The sequence below is a fragment of the Vibrio paucivorans genome, assembly GCF_054053395.1.
Map to the genome: position 1 here is coordinate 312,986 of NZ_CM133231.1, position 20,637 is coordinate 333,622.

The 20,637-nt window shown below is 43.5% G+C and carries 19 protein-coding genes and 1 pseudogene; 13 read left to right on the forward strand and 7 right to left on the reverse strand.

What is annotated here, in order from left to right; all coding sequences use genetic code 11:
- Positions 1-48: 48 nt before the first annotated feature.
- The 3 genes from fruA to fruB are packed head-to-tail and all read right to left on the reverse strand — an operon-like array spanning position 49 to position 3,909.
- Positions 49-1,782, reverse strand: coding sequence for a PTS fructose transporter subunit IIBC (fruA, locus tag ACXABW_RS16525; protein ID WP_457526274.1), 1,734 nt, complete (start codon positions 1,780-1,782; stop codon positions 49-51).
- A gap of 11 nt (positions 1,783-1,793) precedes the next feature.
- Positions 1,794-2,753, reverse strand: coding sequence for a 1-phosphofructokinase (gene pfkB / locus ACXABW_RS16530; RefSeq protein WP_457526276.1), 960 nt, complete (start codon positions 2,751-2,753; stop codon positions 1,794-1,796).
- A gap of 4 nt (positions 2,754-2,757) precedes the next feature.
- Positions 2,758-3,909 (reverse strand): fused PTS fructose transporter subunit IIA/HPr protein, encoded by a 1,152-nt coding sequence (gene fruB, locus ACXABW_RS16535; RefSeq protein WP_457526278.1) that lies wholly within the window; start codon positions 3,907-3,909, stop codon positions 2,758-2,760.
- A 253-nt stretch (positions 3,910-4,162) separates the two neighbouring features.
- On the opposite strand from fruB, the gene cra reads away from it, so the two are divergent.
- A complete protein-coding gene (gene cra / locus ACXABW_RS16540; RefSeq protein WP_457526280.1) occupies positions 4,163-5,143 on the forward strand; it encodes a catabolite repressor/activator in 981 nt (326 codons plus the stop codon).
- Positions 5,144-5,197: 54 nt separating this feature from the next.
- On the opposite strand, the gene ACXABW_RS16545 is transcribed toward cra, so the two are convergent.
- Together ACXABW_RS16545 and ACXABW_RS16550 are read right to left on the reverse strand one after the other, a co-directional pair.
- Positions 5,198-5,722 (reverse strand): hypothetical protein, encoded by a 525-nt coding sequence (locus ACXABW_RS16545; RefSeq protein ID WP_457526282.1) that lies wholly within the window; start codon positions 5,720-5,722, stop codon positions 5,198-5,200.
- A gap of 116 nt (positions 5,723-5,838) precedes the next feature.
- Entirely contained in the window at positions 5,839-6,213 is a 375-nt protein-coding gene (locus ACXABW_RS16550) for a YgiW/YdeI family stress tolerance OB fold protein (protein WP_252034040.1), read from the reverse strand.
- Positions 6,214-6,471: 258 nt separating this feature from the next.
- Here ACXABW_RS16550 and ACXABW_RS16555 point away from each other — a divergent pair, with 258 nt between their 5' ends.
- A complete protein-coding gene (locus ACXABW_RS16555) occupies positions 6,472-7,932 on the forward strand; it encodes a cobyric acid synthase (protein WP_457526284.1) in 1,461 nt (486 codons plus the stop codon).
- Positions 7,933-7,999: 67 nt separating this feature from the next.
- Here ACXABW_RS16555 and ACXABW_RS16560 read toward each other — a convergent pair whose 3' ends face one another.
- The gene (locus tag ACXABW_RS16560) at positions 8,000-8,437 is read right to left on the reverse strand and encodes a DUF3069 domain-containing protein (RefSeq protein WP_252034043.1); all 438 of its coding nucleotides are present in this window, start codon (positions 8,435-8,437) and stop codon (positions 8,000-8,002) included.
- Positions 8,438-8,572: 135 nt separating this feature from the next.
- Here ACXABW_RS16560 and ACXABW_RS16565 point away from each other — a divergent pair, with 135 nt between their 5' ends.
- Complete coding sequence (locus ACXABW_RS16565; RefSeq protein ID WP_252034045.1) at positions 8,573-9,532, forward strand: GGDEF domain-containing response regulator; 960 nt, start codon at positions 8,573-8,575, stop codon at positions 9,530-9,532.
- A 101-nt stretch (positions 9,533-9,633) separates the two neighbouring features.
- Positions 9,634-10,617 (forward strand): Solitary outer membrane autotransporter beta-barrel domain, encoded by a 984-nt coding sequence (locus tag ACXABW_RS16570; RefSeq protein ID WP_457526287.1) that lies wholly within the window; start codon positions 9,634-9,636, stop codon positions 10,615-10,617.
- Between the two features lie 16 nt (positions 10,618-10,633).
- Here ACXABW_RS16570 and ACXABW_RS16575 read toward each other — a convergent pair.
- A pseudogene (locus tag ACXABW_RS16575) lies at positions 10,634-11,882 on the reverse strand (GGDEF domain-containing protein).
- Between the two features lie 227 nt (positions 11,883-12,109).
- Here ACXABW_RS16575 and ACXABW_RS16580 point away from each other — a divergent pair.
- From ACXABW_RS16580 to ACXABW_RS16620, 9 genes are all read left to right on the forward strand, one after another.
- Positions 12,110-12,481, forward strand: coding sequence for a late competence development ComFB family protein (locus ACXABW_RS16580; protein ID WP_252034051.1), 372 nt, complete (start codon positions 12,110-12,112; stop codon positions 12,479-12,481).
- 12 nt (positions 12,482-12,493) lie between these two features.
- Complete coding sequence (locus tag ACXABW_RS16585) at positions 12,494-12,772, forward strand: HlyU domain-containing protein (RefSeq protein WP_457526290.1); 279 nt, start codon at positions 12,494-12,496, stop codon at positions 12,770-12,772.
- Positions 12,773-13,068: 296 nt separating this feature from the next.
- The gene (locus tag ACXABW_RS16590) at positions 13,069-14,616 is read left to right on the forward strand and encodes a Re/Si-specific NAD(P)(+) transhydrogenase subunit alpha (protein WP_457526291.1); all 1,548 of its coding nucleotides are present in this window, start codon (positions 13,069-13,071) and stop codon (positions 14,614-14,616) included.
- An 11-nt stretch (positions 14,617-14,627) separates the two neighbouring features.
- Positions 14,628-16,025, forward strand: a complete 1,398-nt coding sequence (pntB, locus tag ACXABW_RS16595) for a Re/Si-specific NAD(P)(+) transhydrogenase subunit beta (protein WP_457526293.1) — start codon at positions 14,628-14,630, stop codon at positions 16,023-16,025.
- Between the two features lie 148 nt (positions 16,026-16,173).
- Positions 16,174-17,628 carry a sensor histidine kinase VxrA gene (vxrA, locus tag ACXABW_RS16600; protein WP_457526295.1) on the forward strand — a complete coding sequence of 485 codons (1,455 nt, stop codon included), beginning with the start codon at positions 16,174-16,176 and terminating at the stop codon, positions 17,626-17,628.
- Entirely contained in the window at positions 17,603-18,262 is a 660-nt protein-coding gene (gene vxrB / locus ACXABW_RS16605) for a response regulator transcription factor VxrB (RefSeq protein WP_252034058.1), read from the forward strand. The genes vxrA and vxrB overlap by 26 nt, the downstream gene beginning before the upstream one ends.
- Positions 18,262-19,143, forward strand: coding sequence for a DUF2861 family protein (locus ACXABW_RS16610; RefSeq protein ID WP_457526297.1), 882 nt, complete (start codon positions 18,262-18,264; stop codon positions 19,141-19,143). The genes vxrB and ACXABW_RS16610 overlap by 1 nt, the downstream gene beginning before the upstream one ends.
- 58 nt (positions 19,144-19,201) lie before the next feature.
- Positions 19,202-20,365, forward strand: a complete 1,164-nt coding sequence (locus ACXABW_RS16615) for a conjugal transfer protein TraF (RefSeq protein ID WP_265689039.1) — start codon at positions 19,202-19,204, stop codon at positions 20,363-20,365.
- Between the two features lie 62 nt (positions 20,366-20,427).
- Positions 20,428-20,580, forward strand: a complete 153-nt coding sequence (locus tag ACXABW_RS16620; RefSeq protein WP_252034062.1) for a YoaH family protein — start codon at positions 20,428-20,430, stop codon at positions 20,578-20,580.
- Positions 20,581-20,637 lie beyond the last annotated feature (57 nt).

Here is a 20,637-nt window from a genome sequence, read left to right on the forward strand (position 1 = left end):
TTCCAAATGGAAGCCCTTTGAGTACAAGTTACTACAGGTTGTGGGGGATTATGCTGTAGCCGTACTGCGAGATTGAGTATCTTGCTTAGATTTCAGGAATGCGTAACTAAAGCCAGTTACCGCTGTACCTGCTGCAATAGCCACTAGATACATCAATACAGGGCTGATTGCATTTGGAATCAGTAGAACAAATAGGCCACCGTGAGGTGCCATCAATTGCGCACCAAACAACATTGATAGCGCACCAGTTAATGCACCGCCAATCATACAAGTAGGGATCACGCGCATCGGATCCTTCGCTGCAAATGGGATAGCACCTTCTGAAATAAAACATAGACCTAGTACGAAAGAGGCTTTACCTGCTTCGCGTTCGCCCGCTTCAAACTTGTCCTTTGCCAGGAATGTTGCTAGGCCCATACCAAGTGCTGGAACCATGCCCGCAGCCATGATTGCGGCCATTGGTGCGTATGTTTGCGACGCTAATAGACCAACGCCGAACGTGTATGCGGCTTTGTTTACTGGACCACCCAAATCGAAACACATCATAGCACCTAGAATAATGCCTAATAACACAGCATTTGATGTGCCCATGTTGTTAAGGAAATCTGTCATTGCTGACATGATGCCAGATACAGGTCCACCAACAATGTAGATCATCACTAGGCCAGTAATAAGGCTGGCAATAAATGGAATGATCAAGATTGGTTTCAATGCTTCCATGGATTGAGGAAGTTGTACTTTGTCGGCGATAAGTTTTGCCGAGTAACCTGCGATAAAGCCTGCTGCAATACCACCGAGGAAGCCCGCGCCAGTTGAGCTTGCGAGCATACCGCCAATGAGGCCAGGGGCTAGACCTGGACGGTCAGCGATAGAAAACGCAATAAAACCGGCCAGTACCGGAATCATTAAAGCAAATGCAGAGCCACCGCCAATGGTCATTAACGCTGCTGCTAGTGTGCCTTCTTCTTTAAACGCTTCGATACCAAACACGAAGGATAGGGCGATAATCAAGCCACCAGCTACCACGACTGGTAGCATATGTGATACACCTGTCATAAGGTGTTTGTAGACACCTTTCTTCTCTTCTGATGCAGGCTGTGATTCCGCTGAACTTGTAAAGACAGTGGCAGAGTCGAATGCTGCATTGATCTCTTGCTCAGTTTTCTTTAGGGCTAGGCCTGTACTGGTCTTGTAAAGTTTTTTGCCGTTAAAGCGATCTAGTGGCACTTCAATGTCGGCAGCAATGATAACCAGATCGGCTTGCGCAATATCTTGTTCTGTCAGTTGGTTTTTGGCGCCAACAGAACCGCGTGTTTCAACTTTAATCTGATGGCCAAGACGTTTTGCCTCTTCTTCTAACGCTTCAGCAGCCATGAATGTATGCGCGACGCCTGTTGGACAAGCGGTGATAGCGACAATGTTAGTGGTTTTCTCTAATGTTGGTTCTGTGGAGTGCGACTCTATTGATTCTGATAGTACTTGTGCGCTTTTAACCGCGTTCTCTAGGTACGACTTAGGGTCGTCAATACAGGTATTGATCTCAGAGCGGTACACTTTTTTACCAATGAAGCGACTGTCGTTAATGTTAGCGTTTGCAGCTATAACGATCACGTCCGCTTCATCAATTTGTTCCTGAGTCAGTGGTGGGGAGTCAATAACACTAGATTGACGCTCTACAGAAGCATTCCATTGAAGAGATTGTGCAGCCTGTTCAAGTAAACCTGCTGCGATGATGCTGTTTGCAACGCCGCTCGGGCATGCAGTAATAATCGCAATTTTCATAGTCTATACCTTTAGTCCTGATTTGTTTCTTCTGTAGATAGCGATATAAGCTCTACTTGTTGTTGTATTTGTTTGATACGCGCTGTTGATTTTGCACCAACGCCGATTTGTTCAACTGCATGAGCCGACAAGGCTGTAGCGAAGCTAAGTAGTTCCTTAGCTGGCATTGATTGCATTTGACCCCAGCAAAAGCCAGCTACCAGCGTGTCACCGGCACCGACGGTGCTTACAACGTCCATTCTTGGCGGTTTAGCACTGAGGTGAATGTTGTCAGCAAGCCAAGTCACACCATGCTCGCCCATAGAAACGACAATATTATCTATGCCACTTTGGGTTAGAGTGTTTGCGGCATTCAGGCAGTCCTGCCGGCTATGGAGTGGGGAACCCACTAAATCAGAGAGTTCATGTTCATTGGGTTTTATCATCCAAGGTTTCGCTTTCACTCCTTCAACAAGTGCATTACGGCTACTGTCGAAGATGACTTTCTTTCCAGCCGACCTTAGTGTGTGAATCCATCCATTGATATGCTCAGTCGTGACGCCTTTTGGAGCGCTGCCAGCTAACACGAAGAAGTCGTGGTCTTGCATCAACGCATTAAGCTGTTTATCGAAATCTTCGATGGCTTGCGCACTTACGTTCATTCCCGGGAAGTTGATGTCGCTTACTGAACCATTTTGCTCAACCAGTTTGACATTGATACGCGTCGATCCTTCAACTCGAACGAATGCGTCAATCGCATTCATTTCATTGAACAGTTTGGTAAACAGTTCTTGGTTATCTTGGCCTAGAAAACCGGTAACGGTGACTTCGGCACCTAGGTCGGAAAGTACTTGCGCTACGTTGACCCCCTTGCCTGCTGCGTGAAAGTCACTAGATTCTACTAGGCTTACTTCTCCGATATTCAGCCTTGATAGGCTTCCTGTAAGGTCGAGTGCTGGATTTAGGGTGATAGTAACAACTTTATTCGTCATTGAATTAACCCTCACCAAGGCCTGATTCGATTACTTTACCAATTGCGACCAAGGCTTGTTCAGCATCTGAACCTATCGCGGAAAACTGAAGTTTATGACCGTGTTTTACACCAAGAGCGATTACTTTCATTAGGCTTTTGGCGTTAACAGGGCTACTTTCGGAGTCCAAGTTAGATACACGAATATCACTTTCAAACTTCTTAGCTTCTGCTACCAACATTGCACCTGGACGGGCGTGCAGTCCGTGGGCGTTTTTGATCGCAAATACGGCAGTATTTCCAGCGCTATTTGCTTGGTCTGAAGAGCTAACATCTGCTTGTAACTGCTCAGACTTAAATAGAGAGATAAGCTGTTCTGGAGTTGAATCCAGTAAGACGCTTTGTTTACCTTGCGCAATGAGAGTAGTTAATTTATTTAGGGCCGGTAAGTGGCTGTCATTACAGGCAGCAAAAGCAATAAGCCCTTTAACTGGCTGTCCTTCGTATTGACAGTCGTTGGCAGTAGTAACAACGGACATCCCCGTACGTGAAACCGAACTGTTTGAACTAGCAAGCCATAACCCTTTACCTAAGCTGGTTGGTGACTTAGTGATGATATCTGCGACAAACTCAGCACCGGCATTGCCACTATTTTTTAGTAATCCACCGGCTACCGCACACATCTGAAGCATGTCGCTTGCAGGGAAAAGCGTTTGGATTAGAGATGCATCAAAATCGAATTCAAGCTGAGCTTGCCCGGTTAATACGGCGATGATGTCTTGTTTAGTATTCGCGCTTTTAAGCTTTGATTCGACGCCATCTGATGCAAGGACTTTAGTTAGCTGTTTCAAAATCGACAAATGCTCATCGGATTTAGCGGCAATACCAATCGCTACATAAACGGTGTTTCCATCTCCCCATTCAACACCTTTAGGGTAGTGGTGGATTGCTACACCGGTCTTATTGACTAAATCGCGAGTGTCGGTGGTGCCGTGTGGAATCGCGATGCCATTACCTAAGTAGGTTGAGTTTTGCTGTTCGCGTTGAAGCATTCCTTGTACATAACCACTCGCCACAAGTTCAGATGAGCTTAACTGTTGGGCAATGCTCTCTATCGCTTTCGTCTTGTTATCGAAAGCTTGGTTCAATGTAATGTCTGATTCTTTTAGTGTAAGCATGCTTACCTCTGTTTATTCGGAAACGCCAATTGATATTTTGCTGAATCGTTTCAGCAAAAGGGCAAAAAAAATTCAAAAATCATTATTCATAAAACAAAACACAGCTATGAGTGATATCTCTTGTTTCAGTTCACAAATAACGCTTGCTGAATCCTTTCAGCTTTTATGCTGAATGGATTCAGCATATAATGCAAATATTAGAATGATCACGAGTGGCTAATTATGATCCACTGCACAGATTAAGGCTGTTGATATGACACTAGATGAAATAGCGAAACTTGCTGGAGTATCCAAAACTACGGCAAGCTATGTCATTAATGGTAAAGCTCAGAAATATAGAATCAGCGAGAAAACTCAGCAAAAAGTAATGGCCGTGGTAGAAGCGCATGACTACAAACCCGACCATGCCGCAAGTGCTTTGAGAGCAGGGCAAAGTCGCTCTTTTGGCTTAATCATTCCCGATCTGGAAAACACCAGTTACGCGCGTTTAGCAAAGTTGTTAGAGCAGAACTCACGTTCAGCAGGTTACCAAATTTTAATTGCTTGCTCGGATGATGACCCGGAAACAGAAAAGACGGTTGCTCATGCGTTGGTTAGCCGAAGAATAGATGCATTATTTGTTGCTAGTGCGATCCCGGAAGGGAGCGAATTTTACCTAACGATGCAAAAATCAGGTACACCTGTTATTGCCATTGACCGCCCTTTAGATGATGAACATTTTTCCTGTGTGATTAGCGAAGACTTTGGTGCTGCGAACGATTTGACTCAGTCGCTGATGCGTGACAGCGTCACTAGTGTCGGGCTAATTGGTGCGCTTCCTGAGCTGACGATTTCAAAGGAACGAGAGCTCGGGTTTGAATCTGCGGTACAGCAGGCAGGAAAACTACATAAAGTGGCGTATGGCAATCATTTTAACCGTGAAGAAGGAAAAGCACTGTTTTCTTGTTGGGTAGAAGACGGCGAAATTCCAGATGCGCTCATCACCACATCATATACTTTGCTTGAAGGTGTATTGGACGTATTGTCGGAGAAACCCGAACTTATGGGGCGAGTAAAACTGGCTACGTTTGGTGATAACCGTTTGTTGGACTTTCTGCCTATAAAGATCAACTCTTTACCGCAGCAATTTGAAGTTATCGCTGATAGCGCGTTAGCGCTTGCGCTTAATGCGGCATCTAAACGCTATGTGCCAGGGGTCGAGCTGGTCCCTAGGCGACTAATCGTAAGAGCATAAAAGAGCCATCAGATAGCTATATTGATGGCTTTGCATTACAGGCAAAAACAATGCTCAGTATTGAAAACGAACAGACATCGTAATTTGAGGGCCGTGGATACCATTGTTACGAGCTTCAGCAGAAAGAGAAAGTTGCTGAGTTGAGTGGAAGCGCGCTCCTGCATGAAACACAGAACTATCCCCGAGTTTACCTAGTCGAGCTGTAAGCTCAAGTTGTTCTGCTAGCCACAAACGCCCTCCGATATTGAACTCTGCTTCAATATCGGTATCGTTAGAACCTCGCTCTGTATAGTTAATATGGTGCACAAGGAATTGCCCATAAACATCAGCGAATTGACCTACTGGCCCGTTGAAACCCACCCCTACAGCAGCATCCCAGTCGCTATCAAATTGTGAGTCAACTCGTGCAACAACGTGTGAGTTTTCTGTTAGGAATGTGCTGAACTCTGCACCTACGACCTCAGGAGAGAAAGAAGTCCTCACTTCAAAGTAATTGTAATTGAAGTTGTTAGCTTGAGCAGATAGCGGTAATAAAAGCGATAAGCTAAACAGCCCTACAGCTGGAATTTTACGAAACATGGACACTCCGAAGTCTATGTGTATCGATAGTATTTTGACGTATTGCAAAAAGGCCTGCAAAATGCAGGCCATTAATACTATCAATTGTTGCTGTTACTTATCAGTCTTTCAACTATTTACATGACTTGAATGTGGTCTACTTCGATTTCTGGCGTATTTCCACCCTCATATTCGCCAAATAATCGCAATTTTGTCGTAGTGTCTAGCGCAGTATCTAAGTGGATATCATCGTCTAACTCGACTTGGATCTCTGCTTGGCCATCGCTGAAGATGAACGTATCTTTGCGCACCTGTCTTACTAGCGTTCCTTCTACTACTACATCACGTTCTGTGAACATACTGGTATCTTCAAGTAACGACTGCACAGTGACAACATCTACCGGGCCGTTAAACTTAATAACAGACTCTTGTTTGTGGTTGTCGTTGCCGGCTAGTGCAAGTGTTGGAAGAAGAACTAGTGCCGCGGCTGTAGCAATGATTGTTTTTTTCATGGTGTTTGTCCTTATGACTGTGTTCGTTTCGATGGTTGTATTAAAGCACTGCCAAATTGAACTAATACTGATTAAGACATTCATTTTCCGTTCACTTATTGTCGTGACGAAGAGACAAAAAACTCGAGTAAGACCAATGATTACAACGTGCGACGCTATGAATAAGCTCAACAATTCGTTTTTGGGCTTGATATAATTCTCGTTATTAAAGCGCTTCTATTAGCATAAATCTGCAAAACACGAGATTGGTAAACTCTAATGATTAAAAAAATTTCACCCTTGATGGTACAAGGCACCACTTCAGATGCTGGAAAGAGCGTTTTGGTGGCAGGGTTATGCCGCGTGTTGTACAGAAAAGGGATAAAGGTCGCCCCTTTTAAACCGCAGAATATGGCGTTGAATAGTGCGGTCACAAAAGACGGCGGCGAGATTGGACGTGCACAGGCAGTGCAGGCGCAGGCTTGTTGTGTTGAACCAACTGTTCACATGAATCCAGTGCTGCTCAAGCCATGCTCTGACACCGGGGCGCAAGTCATACTGCAAGGTAAAGCCATTACTGATATGGAAGCGCAGAGTTACCATGACTACAAAAAAGTGGCGTTAAACACAGTGATGGACTCATATACAAGGCTCGACGAAGAATATCAAAGCGTGGTGATAGAGGGAGCAGGGAGCTCAGCGGAAATAAACCTGAGAGCAAACGACATTGCGAACATGGGGTTTGCCGAAGAAGCAGATGTACCCGTTATCATCGTTGCGGATATTGATCGTGGTGGTGTGTTTGCTCACCTGTATGGCACCTTAGAGTTACTCTCTGAGTCTGAACAAAACAGAGTGAAAGGCTTTGTCATTAATCGCTTTCGTGGAGATATCGGACTGTTGCAATCGGGCTTGGATTGGTTGGAGGCTAAAACGGGTAAGCCTGTGATTGGCGTACTTCCATATTTGCATGGGTTTAATTTAGATGCTGAAGACGCTATTTCTGCTGTTCAAAATGTAGATGAACAAGCAAAACTTAATGTAGTCGTGCCTGTGTTTACGAGAATCAGCAATCATACAGATTTTGATGCACTTCGTTTGCATCCTCAAATCAACTTTCGCTATGTCGGTAAAGGTGAGCGATTAGACAATGCGGATATCATCATCTTGCCAGGGACGAAGTCTGTTCGCTCTGATTTAGAGTACCTACGCCGGCAAGGTTGGGATAATGATATCTTAAAGCACTTACGCTATGGCGGTAAGGTGATCGGTATATGCGGTGGATACCAAATGCTCGGAGAGTCTATTTCTGACCCTGATGGTGTTGAGGGTGTTGCAGGGGCTTCGGATGGTTTAGGTTTGCTGCCGGTAACAACCGTGCTTACTGGGGAAAAACGTTTATCCAATGTTGAAGGTATGTTTACGTTCAACAGTGAAAGCATTTTAGTTTCTGGTTACGAAATTCATGTAGGCCGCACTAAAACGAATAACACATCTCCAATTCAACTGACCAATGGCACACCAGACGGAGCCGTGTCAGATTGTAAACAAATCCTAGGCACCTATTTACATGGATTCTTCGACAATCAAGAAGTTGTTAGGTTGGTTAGTGAGTGGGCTGGTGTTAAAGATATCGAGACATTCGATCACCAACAGCGCAATGAACAAGCCATTGAGCGTATTGCTGACGCGATTGAAGAGCATTTAGAGTTATCTAAGCTTTGGCCCGATGTGTTTTAAGGGCCAGAATAAAAAAGTCGCACCAAACGGTGCGACTTTATACATTATGTGATAATGCATAGGCACATTATTTTAAGAAAACTTCTTTGAAATCTTTCTTTAAAATTGCGTCTCGGCGAGCTTTCTTGATCTGCTTGACCATATCTTTCACACAGTTGTGTAGTACTTGGTCAAGTAATGTAGAGCGGTAAGCTTCTTTATCTTCGTCCGTCATACCTTCAGGCAACTGTAGGGTAGGAAACTCTTCCATTACGTTCACACCTGCAAAAGCTTGGCTTACTGAAATGAGTGCGTGAAACTGTTCAAAGTTATCTAACACATTTTGAGCACTTGCTGGCAATGAATCCCATGCTTCACGAACCGCTTCTTCTGATACTTCGTGAATAGAAGTCACCATAAAGTGCATCGCTTCTGGTACTTGGTCAAACTCGATAACCTGGCGTAGCTCAGGTGAAACAGTTGCTAAGTCGACTTTCTGTTGTTCAACTTGTTGTTCGTCAGACATGACTTTATCTCTTTATATAAAAACGTAATGCTAGTTGGATATGGTATCAAGTCCACATAACTCTATCAATTAACTCGTGAAATATAGTGAATGAAGTGCTATAAGTCATATGAGAGCAATTTAATAGGAGCAAATATGTCGGTTAATGGTTCCTCTATGAGGATATTACTTGTCGATGATGTTCAAATGGATCGGATGCAACTTGCTATCAGGCTTAAACAATTGGGCCATATGGTTGAGTCCGTAGGAAGTGGTCGTGAAGCGTTAGACATCTACAGCCAGTTTGATCCAGAACTGGTTCTGCTTGATATTACAATGCCGGATATGAACGGCTTTGAAGTTTCTCAAGAAATCCGCCGCCTTTATCCAGATTGGATTCCTATTATTTTTCTTAGTAGCCATGAAGAACCAAGCATGATTGCGAAAGCGATTGATGCTGGTGGAGATGACTATCTTACTAAACCTGTCGATAAGCTCGTACTCAACTCAAAGCTCATTGCAATGCAGCGTATTGCCCACATGAGGCGAGAACTCAAACGCGCTTCCGCAAAACTCGAAGAGCTTAATGATGCACTGCAGCAACAAGTCAATGAAGATGGGTTAACGAAACTCTTCAATCGTCGATTTATGGATGAGAAATTAGCCGAAATGCTCAGCTGGCATGGTCGGCACAAATTGCCTATGTCGTTAATCTTACTCGATGTCGACAACTTCAAACCTTTTAATGATAACTACGGTCATATTGAAGGCGATAAATGTTTGATTGCATTGGCTGAAGTTACGAAAAATTTATTTGGGCGAAGTGGTGAGTATGTTGGACGGTACGGTGGTGAAGAGTTTGTAGTTATCCTCAGTCATACCGACCGAGAGGCAGCAGAAATGGCGGCAGACCGTATACTAGTAGCTATGAAGGATATGCATTATCCACATGACTACAACCAAGGGTTGGGTTACGTGACGGTGTCACAGGGTGTGTGTGGTTTTGTCCCTACCGGAAAAGAGAGCATAAGTGACGTCTACAACTATGCAGATGAAGCGCTGTACAAAGCGAAACACCAAGGGCGCAACTGTTTTGTGATAAGTGATTCAGTCTAATCAGTAGTGATGATTAGGTAAACAAATCTCTTATTTCAGAATTGAATTTGGGTTAGAATCCAAGGCGTTAGTTGTTTCAATTGCATATTAATGAGGGATAAATGCGCTTCAAGGGTAGCACCACCGCTATAGTGTTGACGTCTAGCCTAATTGTTCACCCTGCTTGGGCGCAGGGTTCTCCTGCTTTTGAAAAACACCTTGAAAAAACCTTCTCGGCAGCTGTCATCTTAATGGATAGTGACGTTGTAACATTCGGTATTCATGATTTTGACCCTAATGAATGGTTTAACCTAGAAAATGAACAAATAGGCTCTGATGAATCGCTAAGTTTACGTAAGCAAATTACGGTCAGTACGCTACCAATAACGTTTGAGTTGAGTGAAGAAGGTGCAACTCATAAACACTTTTTAGTTACTCGACTTGCCGCGTTTGTCTCAGAGCAAAATGTTGAAGTTCTTGGAACAGAATTCTCCGATCAGCAAAAAGACACGGTGCTTTCCGGTTACGTCGCCTATCGATATCAATACCAAATTACTGAGAGCTGGTCGCTAACGCCTTCATTAGGTACACACCTGATGTACTACAAGAATGACTTCGATTATAAGAGTGATTTCTTTAACTCAATTAAACCTGCAATTGATGGTGTCTTGGTCAATACGAATGCTTGGGCCAATATTTACGAACCGTCCATAAAGCTTAAATATCATAAAGACAAAGACTGGGGTTCTTGGAACGTCAACTCTACTTGGCACTATTTTTATGGCTATGGTTGGGGAGAAGCCAACCATGGTGATGTCGGCAATCCTGAGGGGTGGTACATCGCAAATGAGGTGACCGCTAAGTACAATTTTGACCGCTGGGGAAGGGCTGTACAGTCTGTTTACAGTAGTTTAAGGCGGATCGATCTTGGGGCTGATACTGCAGATCCATTTGGTACTCATTACTATTATGAAGCCGCAGTGGGTTGGCTCATGACGCCGCCGTTTGAATCCGAATGGATAGAAAACATAGGTATCGGCCTCAACTTCAATTATGGTAGCGCCCTAAAAGGCGGAAGTATCGTTCTATTCTTCAATCAGGACTGAGCTAGTACAACTAATCCTAATACGCTACCTTATTTCGTCCGGTTTGCTTCGCTTTATAGAGCGCTTTATCTGCGGCTTTGATCACTGACTCCGGTTTGTTGTCAGTTGTGGAATCAGCCACACCGATACTGATGGTAATGTTGACGGTATCTGTTTTCTTAGCTTTACCGCGTTTTTTAGTCCCATCAACATCACTTTTTGGTCTAGAAGCGATGTTACGCAGCGACATTTCATACTCTTCAATATCAACTCGAAGTAGTTCTAAATGATCTAATACTTCATCAACATACTTACCTTTAAATATCGCGGTAAACTCTTCGCCCCCATAACGGTACACTTTGGCTCGCCCAGTAATAAGTGCTAAGCGACTTGCGACTAATTTCAACACATCGTCTCCTGTGTCGTGTCCGTACGTGTCGTTAAACGATTTAAAATGGTCTACGTCTAGCATTGCGATACTGTATTTACGTCCCAAGTGTTTGAGATCCATTTCAAGTGCATGGCGACCAGGAATGCCAGTTAGACTGTCGTTAAACGCAAGTTCGTGGCTCGCCGAAACAAGGTAAACCAGCAGTAATACACCGGAAAGGCTGAACATGGTGCTTGAAACATAAGGAACGTGGAAGAAGATAAATGTACAACTAGCCGTGACAATCGCTGAATAAACAACCACGTCGGCGATACGATTATTTTTGAGTACGAGAATCGCGGTGATACCAGATAATGCGATCAGATAGAGTACCAACACAAAAGGAAGCTTAGAGACCTGAGGTACCGAGAACAGTAAATCATCGATAAAGTTATCAAACCCGCCAGAGGCAAAGTGTTGGAGAATAAGATACGACCACGCGATGAACATCAATAGTACTGCACAATAGTAGATAAAAGTGCGTGTTAGAATGTTAGAATGTTAGAATGTTTGAATCTTTGAATGCGTATGTAAGTAAGCAGGCAATGGGGAGTAGCACACTCATTAAGGACAGCTCTAGCAATGTTGTGCCCGTTGATAATGAGGTTTGCAATCGATACTGAATCAAGCTGTAGGTGATGAGCATTGCTAGAGCGACCATTGAGCATCGACTCTGGTTGAACGTATGTCCTAATATGATCGCAGTAAGGAAAAGAACCGTAGGCAGGTTCATTGCGATACCAAGGTTTGCTTGAGTTACTGAAATCACGTTATTCATTCCAAACCCAAGTACTGCAGCTAGCAACAATGGGAATGAAAATCTAAACCAATTTGACGTGATAATTGATGGAGACATTGATGAAATTTTTTTCCATGTCGTAGTAGACGACTTTTTTTATACTATACAAGTAATAGGATACTTTGATTTACTGAATTGCCAAGCTTTTTGCTAAACTAATGAATGAATAATAGAGTCATATTGTAACTAGCCCCAAATTTGACCAAGTGAACTTGTTGTCATTGACTTGGCAGGGTAAGTTAACCATGAAATTAGTTGTTGATGTGTTGACAAGGAGTCTTTGAATGCAGATTAGCGTAGATGTCCATAACTATATGGAAACCCTAGTAGGTCATGAGCTCGCCAAAGACCAATATGTTAATAAATACGATCATGGTCAATTGGCGGATTTAGCTTGCTTGGCGCTTAGCCAATTAAGGCCAATTTATATTCGCCACGATATCGATTTTTTATCCGCTTTGCCTGAGACTCGTCTTGTTATTCTCAAGCAATATACCAAAACAGCGGTAGAAACAGCGGAGATCATGATCATCGATGATCGCAGAAAAGACCGTAGTGACGATATACCAATCGTTTTCAGTCAACCGCGTTTTGACGATGACGTTGAACTTGAGTGGTTTGAAAAGCCGTTAATACAAAAGAAAAACGAAGTATAGAGGAAAGTATAAGTGGGACTTTTTTCACGCCTTTTTGGCAAATCCGAACCGAAGCCTGAACCTGTCATAGAACCAGTAGAATATAAAGGGTGTCTTATTTACCAAAATTCTATTTCTGAAAGTGGTCAGTACCGGGTAGCTGGTCAAATTACGAAAGAGATTGATGGTGAACTGAAAACTCATCGATTTATTCGATCTGATGTATTGTCTAGCAAAGATGACGCTGACGAACTTATGCTTAAAAAATCACAAATGTTGATTGACCAAATGGGTGACAGCATTTTCAATTAGTTGCCCCTCAACTTGATTAACATCATAAATACCAGAGCCATTAGCCTTTATGCTGATGGCTCTTTTTTTATAAAAAGCTTTAGTAAGTGTCTGTTATCAAACGCTATATTTTAATCTGGTAAGACCAGTAAGGCTGGCGACATATGTTGTTTTTTTACGGCCTGAAATTACTAATTCAATCATTACTTACGGTTATATGTAATGATTTTTAGTATTTTTATTACAAAGTGCTTGAAGTTAAAACATCCGTTCGATAAAAACAGAGTAGTCATTGTGCCAATAGTCAAGGAATAGCTATGCAAATTGGTGTACCTAGAGAAGTACTCGCTGGAGAAACGCGAGTGGCTGCCTCACCAAAATCGGTGGAGCAGTTAATAAAGTTGGGATTTGAAGTCTCAATAGAATCGCAAGCCGGTGAGCTTGCAAGTTTTGAAAACGCAGCCTATGAAACGGCGGGTGCAAAAATAGTCACTAAAGAAGAAGTTTGGAACTCGGAACTAATTCTTAAAGTGAATGCGCCTGTCGTGGATGGTGAAACCGATGAGATTGCATTGCTAAATGAGGGTGCAAGTCTTATTAGTTTTATCTGGCCAGCGCAAAACCCTGAATTGATGGAACAACTTTCTAGCAAAAACATCAATGTAATGGCTATGGACGCGGTACCACGAATTTCTCGTGCGCAAGCGTTAGATGCCTTGTCTTCCATGGCAAACATTGCAGGTTATCGTGCGGTTGTAGAAGCAGCTCACGAGTTTGGCCGTTTCTTCACGGGGCAAATCACCGCTGCTGGTAAGGTTCCACCAGCCAAAGTTCTTGTAGCTGGAGCTGGCGTCGCAGGGCTTGCTGCCATTGGTGCAGCAGGTAGCTTGGGTGCGATCGTTAGGGCTTTTGATGTCCGTCCAGAAGTGAAAGAACAAGTTCAATCTATGGGCGCAGAATTCTTAGAAGTTGATTTCGAAGAAGACACGGGCGCCGGCGATGGCTATGCAAAAGAAATGTCAGATGCTTTCAATAAGAAAGCGGAAGAGTTGTACGCCGCGCAAGCTAAAGACGTAGATATCATTATCACTACAGCTTTGATCCCAGGTCGTCCAGCACCAAAGCTAATTACCAAAGAAATGGTAGACAGCATGAAAGCCGGTTCGGTCATTGTTGACTTAGCGGCTGCAAACGGTGGTAACTGTGAGTACACCGTTGCCGATAAAGTCATTACCACTGATAACGGCGTTAAAATTGTCGGTTACACCGATATGGTCGGTCGTTTACCTACCCAATCTTCCCAGCTGTATGCCACCAATATCGTCAACCTACTGAAACTGCTGTGTAAAGAAAAAGACGGCAATATTAATATCGATTTTGAAGATGTTGTATTGCGCGGTGTCACGGTCGTTAAAGAAGGGGAAGTTACTTGGCCAGCTCCGCCGATACAAGTTTCTGCTCAACCACAGGCAAAAGCAGAGCCTCCAAAGCAAGCAGAGACTAAGGTAGAAGAGCCTAAATCTACGATCAAAAAGCTTGTAGCGGTAGCTGCGGGTATAAGCGCTTTTGCATGGGTAGCTTCTGTGGCACCGGCTGCGTTTTTAAGCCACTTTACGGTTTTCGTATTAGCTTGTGTGGTTGGTTACTACGTAGTTTGGAATGTAACCCATGCACTGCATACGCCGCTGATGTCTGTTACTAACGCAATCTCAGGAATTATTATTGTCGGCGCACTATTGCAGATAGGGCAAGGAAGTGGCGTTGTCACTTTTCTTTCGTTTATCGCTGTTTTAATTGCGAGTATTAATATCTTTGGTGGCTTTACAGTAACCAAACGAATGCTCGAAATGTTCCGTAAAGATTAAGGGAGTAACATATGTCTGCAGGATTAGTACAAGCAGCTTACATCGTTGCTGCTGTATTCTTTATCATGAGCTTAGCGGGTCTTTCAAAGCAAGAGTCGGCACGTTCAGGTAACTATTATGGCATCGCGGGTATGGCCATTGCGCTATTAGCGACTATTTTTGGCCCAGATTCACAAGGTGTGGTTTGGATCATTATTGCGATGGTTATCGGTGGCGGTATTGGCATCCATTACGCGAAAAAAGTTGAAATGACTGAAATGCCAGAGCTAGTAGCGATACTACATAGCTTTGTTGGTATGGCCGCAGTGCTTGTTGGTTATAACAGCTATATCGATCCACCTGCTGCGGTTTCAGTAAACCCAGCGGATATCCACGCAGAACACGTAATCCATTTGGTGGAAGTGTTCTTAGGTGTGTTCATTGGTGCGGTTACGTTCACCGGCTCTGTTGTAGCGTTTGGTAAGCTTCGTGGAATCATCTCTTCTTCGGCGCTAAACATTCCACATAAACACAAATGGAACTTAGCGGCGATTTTGGTCTCGGCTTATTTACTGTCTTATTTTGTTAAAGCTGATGGCAGTATGTTTGCGTTGATTGTCATGACGCTTATCGCATTCGTGTTCGGGTATCACCTAGTTGCCTCAATTGGTGGCGCTGACATGCCGGTAGTTGTGTCTATGCTTAACTCATACTCTGGCTGGGCAGCAGCAGCGGCTGGGTTTATGCTTGCAAACGATCTACTCATCGTAACTGGGGCATTAGTCGGTTCATCTGGCGCAATTCTGTCTTACATTATGTGTAAAGCGATGAATCGCTCCTTCATCAGCGTGATAGCGGGTGGCTTTGGCCAAGACGTAAGTGTTTCAAACGGCGATGAAGAGCAGGGCGAACACAGAGAAGCATCAGCGGAAGAAGTCGCTGAGATGCTAAAGGGTTCGAAGTCTGTAATTATTACTCCTGGATATGGAATGGCGGTTGCTCAAGCTCAATACCCAGTACATGAAATTACGGAGAAGCTACGAGCTCAGGGGGTTGAAGTACGCTTCGGTATTCACCCTGTTGCCGGTCGATTACCGGGTCACATGAACGTTCTGTTGGCGGAAGCAAAAGTGCCATACGACATTGTTCTAGAGATGGATGAAATCAATGATGATTTCCCTGAGACTGATACAGTTCTTGTTATCGGTGCAAACGACACGGTTAACCCAGCGGCACTAGAAGATCCTAATAGCCCAATCGCGGGCATGCCAGTGCTAGAAGTGTGGAATGCTCAGAATGTTATTGTGTTCAAACGTTCAATGAATACTGGTTATGCTGGGGTTCAAAACCCATTATTCTTTAAAGAGAATACTCAAATGCTGTTTGGTGATGCGAAAGAAAGTGTAGATGCAATTTCTAAAGCGCTGTAATTAAACGCATTATTTATATAGGCTCGCTTAATGCGAGCCTTTTTTATATCTACTCAACTAATATTGACCTAGATATCACATAATCCATGTATATTTGTGGGAGAATGATTTATAGTTTTGTAACGTACTGATTTAACGATTATTCACTTTGTTCGCTAAAGCACTCAAACATCTTTTGAGCGGTTTCGTCCTGTTATCGGCGAGCGCTCAAGCCGACTCACTACCAGAAAGGATCGATAACTTTGTCGGGCTTTTTGACTATAGTGCTGCGGTAGTGTCGTACGACATTCGAATTATCCAATCAGAATACCCAACACGTCTCATCACACCAGACACAATGCTGCCACAAACGTCGGCATATCCACTCAGAGATATTCAGAAACTCTATAAACTGTCGCAAACATGTACGGGAAAGTTGCCTTTGAGTCCACTTATTACTGAACCTTTAGTGTTTACTCGTTCAGTCTGTAAAGGCACCAAGCTTTCAACCCGCTGGTTTGCACGTAGTGGGCTAATTCACCCTGGTGGTGGTACATATGCATTCCGTTATGCGACGAAATTCCCAGAGAAGTTTGAGTCACTTCAGAAATACATGCACATCAATGAGCGCCCGCCTGCAGCTTCGGACACATTACTTGGCCGAATTCAGCAAATGAACACAGAAAGTGTTACCGCTTTGCTATCGGGAGCGAATATGTTCATTGAGCAAAGTGAACTTTGGCTAAAGAAAGGGGATGCATACTACGTTTTTGATTCAAAAACGTGGCGCCCGAACATCGGTAAAGCAGGGTTGAGCTATGCGCTTTCAAGTGAAAGCAATACCTGTTTTGTACAGCGTGGCAATATTTGTTGGGATATAGAAGATCATTCCGACATTCTACGTATCAGCATGGTAGTGCTGGTAATCGCAAACATTCTACTGGTGTTAGGTTGGTCGATATACCGCTGGAACACTAAGCGTCAGGAAATGAAAAGCCGGATGCTCGTTCTACAGATTTTGACTCATGAGTTGCGTACACCGATTGCAAGTTTGTCGCTAACCGTTGAAGGCTTTAGGCGAGAATTTGAGCGTTTACCTGAAAGTGTTTATGATGAGTTCAGAAGATTGTGTGAAGATTCACGTAGATTAAGGCAATTAGCCGAAGCAAGTAAGGATTACTTGCAATCTGATAACAAACCTCTGTCAACCAGCTGGGTACCATCAGTAAAAGATTGGTTAGAATTTAAAGTAGAGGAAGAATTTTCTGCAGATATTGAATTGAGGATCAATCAAGATGTCGCTGCAAAGCTCAATGTGTATTGGCTCGGCACTTGTATTGATAACTTGATTCGAAACGCGGTCAAATATGGTGTAGCGCCAGTCTTGATCGACGTAACAACTGCAAGTAATGGAATTACATTTAAAGTCATTGACCAAGGGTCACTCACGCATAAAGACTGGAGACAGTTAAGAAAACCGTTTGTGAGTAAAGCCGGATTAGGACTTGGACTGACTATTGTAGAATCTATGGTAGGCCGAATGGGCGGGAGTATGACTCTTGCGGGCCCACCAACAACGTTTATATTGGAGATACCCTGTGAAACAGACACTGCTACTTGTTGAAGACGATAAAAACCTAGCAGATGGCTTATTAGTCAGCTTAGAACAAGCAGGATATGAATGTTTGCACGCAGAAACCATTGCGGAAGTAAGTCAACACTGGGAGTCTGCGGATTTGGTCATTCTGGATCGACAGTTACCTGACGGTGATTCTGTTAGCCACTTAGTAGAGTGGAAAAAACTGAAAGACGTGCCTGTAATCTTACTTACGGCACTTGTCACCGTGAAAGACAAAGTGACAGGGCTAGATGCTGGTGCGAACGATTACTTAACGAAACCTTTCGCAGAAGCTGAGCTATTCGCTCGTATTCGCGCGCAATTAAGATTACCAGAATCAGGTGAAATGGATGACTCTAAAGTCGTAACCGAACACCTAGTAATTGATAAAGCTACACGTGAAGTATTTTACCAAGATCAATCTGTAACTTTGACTCGTACCGAGTTTGATCTTCTTTTGTTTTTGGCAAGTAATTTAGGTCGTGTATTTACTCGAGACGAACTGTTAGATCATGTTTGGGGTTACAACCATTTCCCAACAACTCGTACAGTCGACACTCACGTACTGCAGCTGCGCCAAAAACTACCAGGTTTAGAGATTGAAACGCTACGTGGCGTTGGCTATAAGATGAAAGCGTAATGCGAAAAGCGTTTGTCTTGTTAGGTGTGCTTGCTTGCACACCTTTCACAGCTAACAGTGTAGAGTGGTTTGAAGCAAACACACCACTCACTCAAGCTCATCAACACCTCTTAAATGATAACCTTCCCGGGATGTTTAACTCTTTGGTTGAAGTTTTTCAAAGAGATCAAAGTCCTGCCATAAGAAACCATCTAAACGATCTTCTCATCCAAGCGTTAGAGGCCGACTGTGGTCAGTCATTAGACAATAAGCAGTTACCCGACTGGGTGTCTTCTGTCATCGTTCGCCGCAGTAATATCCAAAGTCCTGGTCGAGATGCTTACAGAGCGAATGTCTTGGTGTCAGCAAAAAAAGAAATTCAGGATATCAGCCTCAAACGTTGGGTTGATAAACCACTTTCAACAGATGCTTCGTTCTTTATCAAGCCATCTGATATCGACCTAGAGCAACCAGAACTGGTCTATCAAAAGCGTTATAACTTGAATAGCCGTGTTCAAATGGGACTGTATCGACTCGATATCACAGCAAAAGATCAAGAGACATGGAGTTCTTGGATCGTTCTTGGTGACGCTAAAGCGAAGCAAGTAGTTCGTTGGGCATCTAAAGATCAATGGGTGATCGAAAAACGTCAACTACTTAACGATTATTGCCCCTTACCTAAGCTGACTGTTGCCCTCTACGATTATGTTGACGGTAAGTATGATGAGGTATGGAGTAATACTTATGAATCTGATTACCCTATGTCTTTGGATTCTATAAATATTGACCCAGACCGTTACGTATTAGCGGTATCGATGAGTCACCAAAGGTGGCAAGGGCAGGTAATTATTGAGCAGTCACAAATTATTAGCAAAACTTATGATGTTTCTGTAGAGGAGTAGCTAAAGTTAATAGACAATAGGTCGTTATAAACATAAAGGACTCCACGTTTATAATATTATGAAAAATTCCATTAGAATCTTATCGTTGTCTATTGCTCTAGCGTCTAGCAGTTCATTAGCTGCAAATTATGCTATCGAAGCTCGAGGTGACGCAATGGGTGGCGTCGGCGTAGTTTCAGCCAACTTTCTTACCGCTCCCTTTTATAACCCTGCATTAGTTGCAATATACCGCCGTAATGACGATGTTGGTATGATCATTCCAAGTATTGGCTTAAGTTATAACGACGAAGATAATATGGTCGATGACTTAGACACTGCTGCTGGTTTAATTGAGAGTTTAGACCCAGCCAACATCCCAGCGCTGCAAGAGTCTTTGGATGCTCTAGAAGGCGATCAAGTGAAGCTAGAGGCGGGTGGTGTCGTAGCGTTTGCTATACCTAACCGATATATTGCTGCTAACGTGTTTGGCAAGATCTATACCGAATCTTATGCAACCCCACAGATTGCTACAGATAGCACACTACCCACAGAAGATTTAAGAACAGTTGAAAATGCGTCTAACAGTACGGTCAATGCGGTGTCAATCGGCGTTGCCGAAGTGGGCATGTCTCTTGCGAAATACCAAACGTTTCTAGGTCAGCACATTTCTTTTGGTGTGTCCCCAAAGCTTCAAAGAATCTACACCTATGTTTATGAGGCGAGTTTAACAAATTACGATTTAGGTGATATCCGTGATAATGGTACCGGTGAGACTATGTTTAACCTAGATGCAGGGGCATTGTGGTTTTATGGTCCGCTAAGAGTGGGATTCTCTGCCTCAAACCTGATCAGTCGTGATATTGATACTGCTTCAATTCCTTCAGCAACGGGTGGACCTAACGTTAGTTATGCTTATCAAATGCGCCCTCTATACACAGTGGGTGTGGGTTTGGTAGCAGACTACGCGACGATCAGTGTGGATTATGACCTGAATGAGGAAGAGCGTTTTACGAGTTTTGACGACAACACTCAAATGCTGAGAGTAGGGGGGGAGATCGATATCATGCGCCAACTTAAATTGCGTGCAGGTTACAAACAAAACTTAGCATATGATGATCTCGACGGTACGATTACAGCAGGTATCGGCATCACGCCATTGAACTTGTTTAATTTAGACATCGGTGCCAGTTACACCAACGAAAATTCTATGGGTGTGTACGTCAACTTCCTTGGAAGCTATTAAAGCAATAGTCTCAAGCGTTTGTTCGGTATATAGTAAGCTCCTTTTTCGAAAGGAGCTTTTTTATGTTTGACGATTTAGTCCTAAGTCATGCTGAACAGCAAGAAGCGGTAGAAAAAATTCAGAAGCTAATGGCTGAAGGGATAAGTACTGCTGAAGCGATAAAGATAGTCGCACAACAAATACGAGAAGAAAACCAAGACAAAGGGAGCGAGTAATCGCTCCTTTTTTTGTGCCCTCTATTCGTACGAACTGGGATGTATAGAGGCTTACAT

What these genes read in the sequence shown, in the direction of transcription:
- ACXABW_RS16620 (WP_252034062.1), top strand. Translation starts at nt 20,428, where the DNA reads ATGTTTGACGATTTAGTCCTAAGTCATGCTGAACAGCAAGAAGCGGTA.
- ACXABW_RS16590 (WP_457526291.1), top strand. Translation starts at nt 13,069, where the DNA reads ATGCAAATTGGTGTACCTAGAGAAGTACTCGCTGGAGAAACGCGAGTG.
- ACXABW_RS16615 (WP_265689039.1), top strand. Translation starts at nt 19,202, where the DNA reads ATGAAAAATTCCATTAGAATCTTATCGTTGTCTATTGCTCTAGCGTCT.
- ACXABW_RS16555 (WP_457526284.1), top strand. Translation starts at nt 6,472, where the DNA reads ATGATTAAAAAAATTTCACCCTTGATGGTACAAGGCACCACTTCAGAT.
- ACXABW_RS16545 (WP_457526282.1), bottom strand. Translation starts at nt 5,722, where the DNA reads ATGTTTCGTAAAATTCCAGCTGTAGGGCTGTTTAGCTTATCGCTTTTA.
- cra (WP_457526280.1), top strand. Translation starts at nt 4,163, where the DNA reads ATGACACTAGATGAAATAGCGAAACTTGCTGGAGTATCCAAAACTACG.
- ACXABW_RS16550 (WP_252034040.1), bottom strand. Translation starts at nt 6,213, where the DNA reads ATGAAAAAAACAATCATTGCTACAGCCGCGGCACTAGTTCTTCTTCCA.
- ACXABW_RS16560 (WP_252034043.1), bottom strand. Translation starts at nt 8,437, where the DNA reads ATGTCTGACGAACAACAAGTTGAACAACAGAAAGTCGACTTAGCAACT.
- fruB (WP_457526278.1), bottom strand. Translation starts at nt 3,909, where the DNA reads ATGCTTACACTAAAAGAATCAGACATTACATTGAACCAAGCTTTCGAT.
- fruA (WP_457526274.1), bottom strand. Translation starts at nt 1,782, where the DNA reads ATGAAAATTGCGATTATTACTGCATGCCCGAGCGGCGTTGCAAACAGC.
- ACXABW_RS16565 (WP_252034045.1), top strand. Translation starts at nt 8,573, where the DNA reads ATGTCGGTTAATGGTTCCTCTATGAGGATATTACTTGTCGATGATGTT.
- ACXABW_RS16610 (WP_457526297.1), top strand. Translation starts at nt 18,262, where the DNA reads ATGCGAAAAGCGTTTGTCTTGTTAGGTGTGCTTGCTTGCACACCTTTC.
- pntB (WP_457526293.1), top strand. Translation starts at nt 14,628, where the DNA reads ATGTCTGCAGGATTAGTACAAGCAGCTTACATCGTTGCTGCTGTATTC.
- ACXABW_RS16580 (WP_252034051.1), top strand. Translation starts at nt 12,110, where the DNA reads ATGCAGATTAGCGTAGATGTCCATAACTATATGGAAACCCTAGTAGGT.
- pfkB (WP_457526276.1), bottom strand. Translation starts at nt 2,753, where the DNA reads ATGACGAATAAAGTTGTTACTATCACCCTAAATCCAGCACTCGACCTT.
- ACXABW_RS16570 (WP_457526287.1), top strand. Translation starts at nt 9,634, where the DNA reads ATGCGCTTCAAGGGTAGCACCACCGCTATAGTGTTGACGTCTAGCCTA.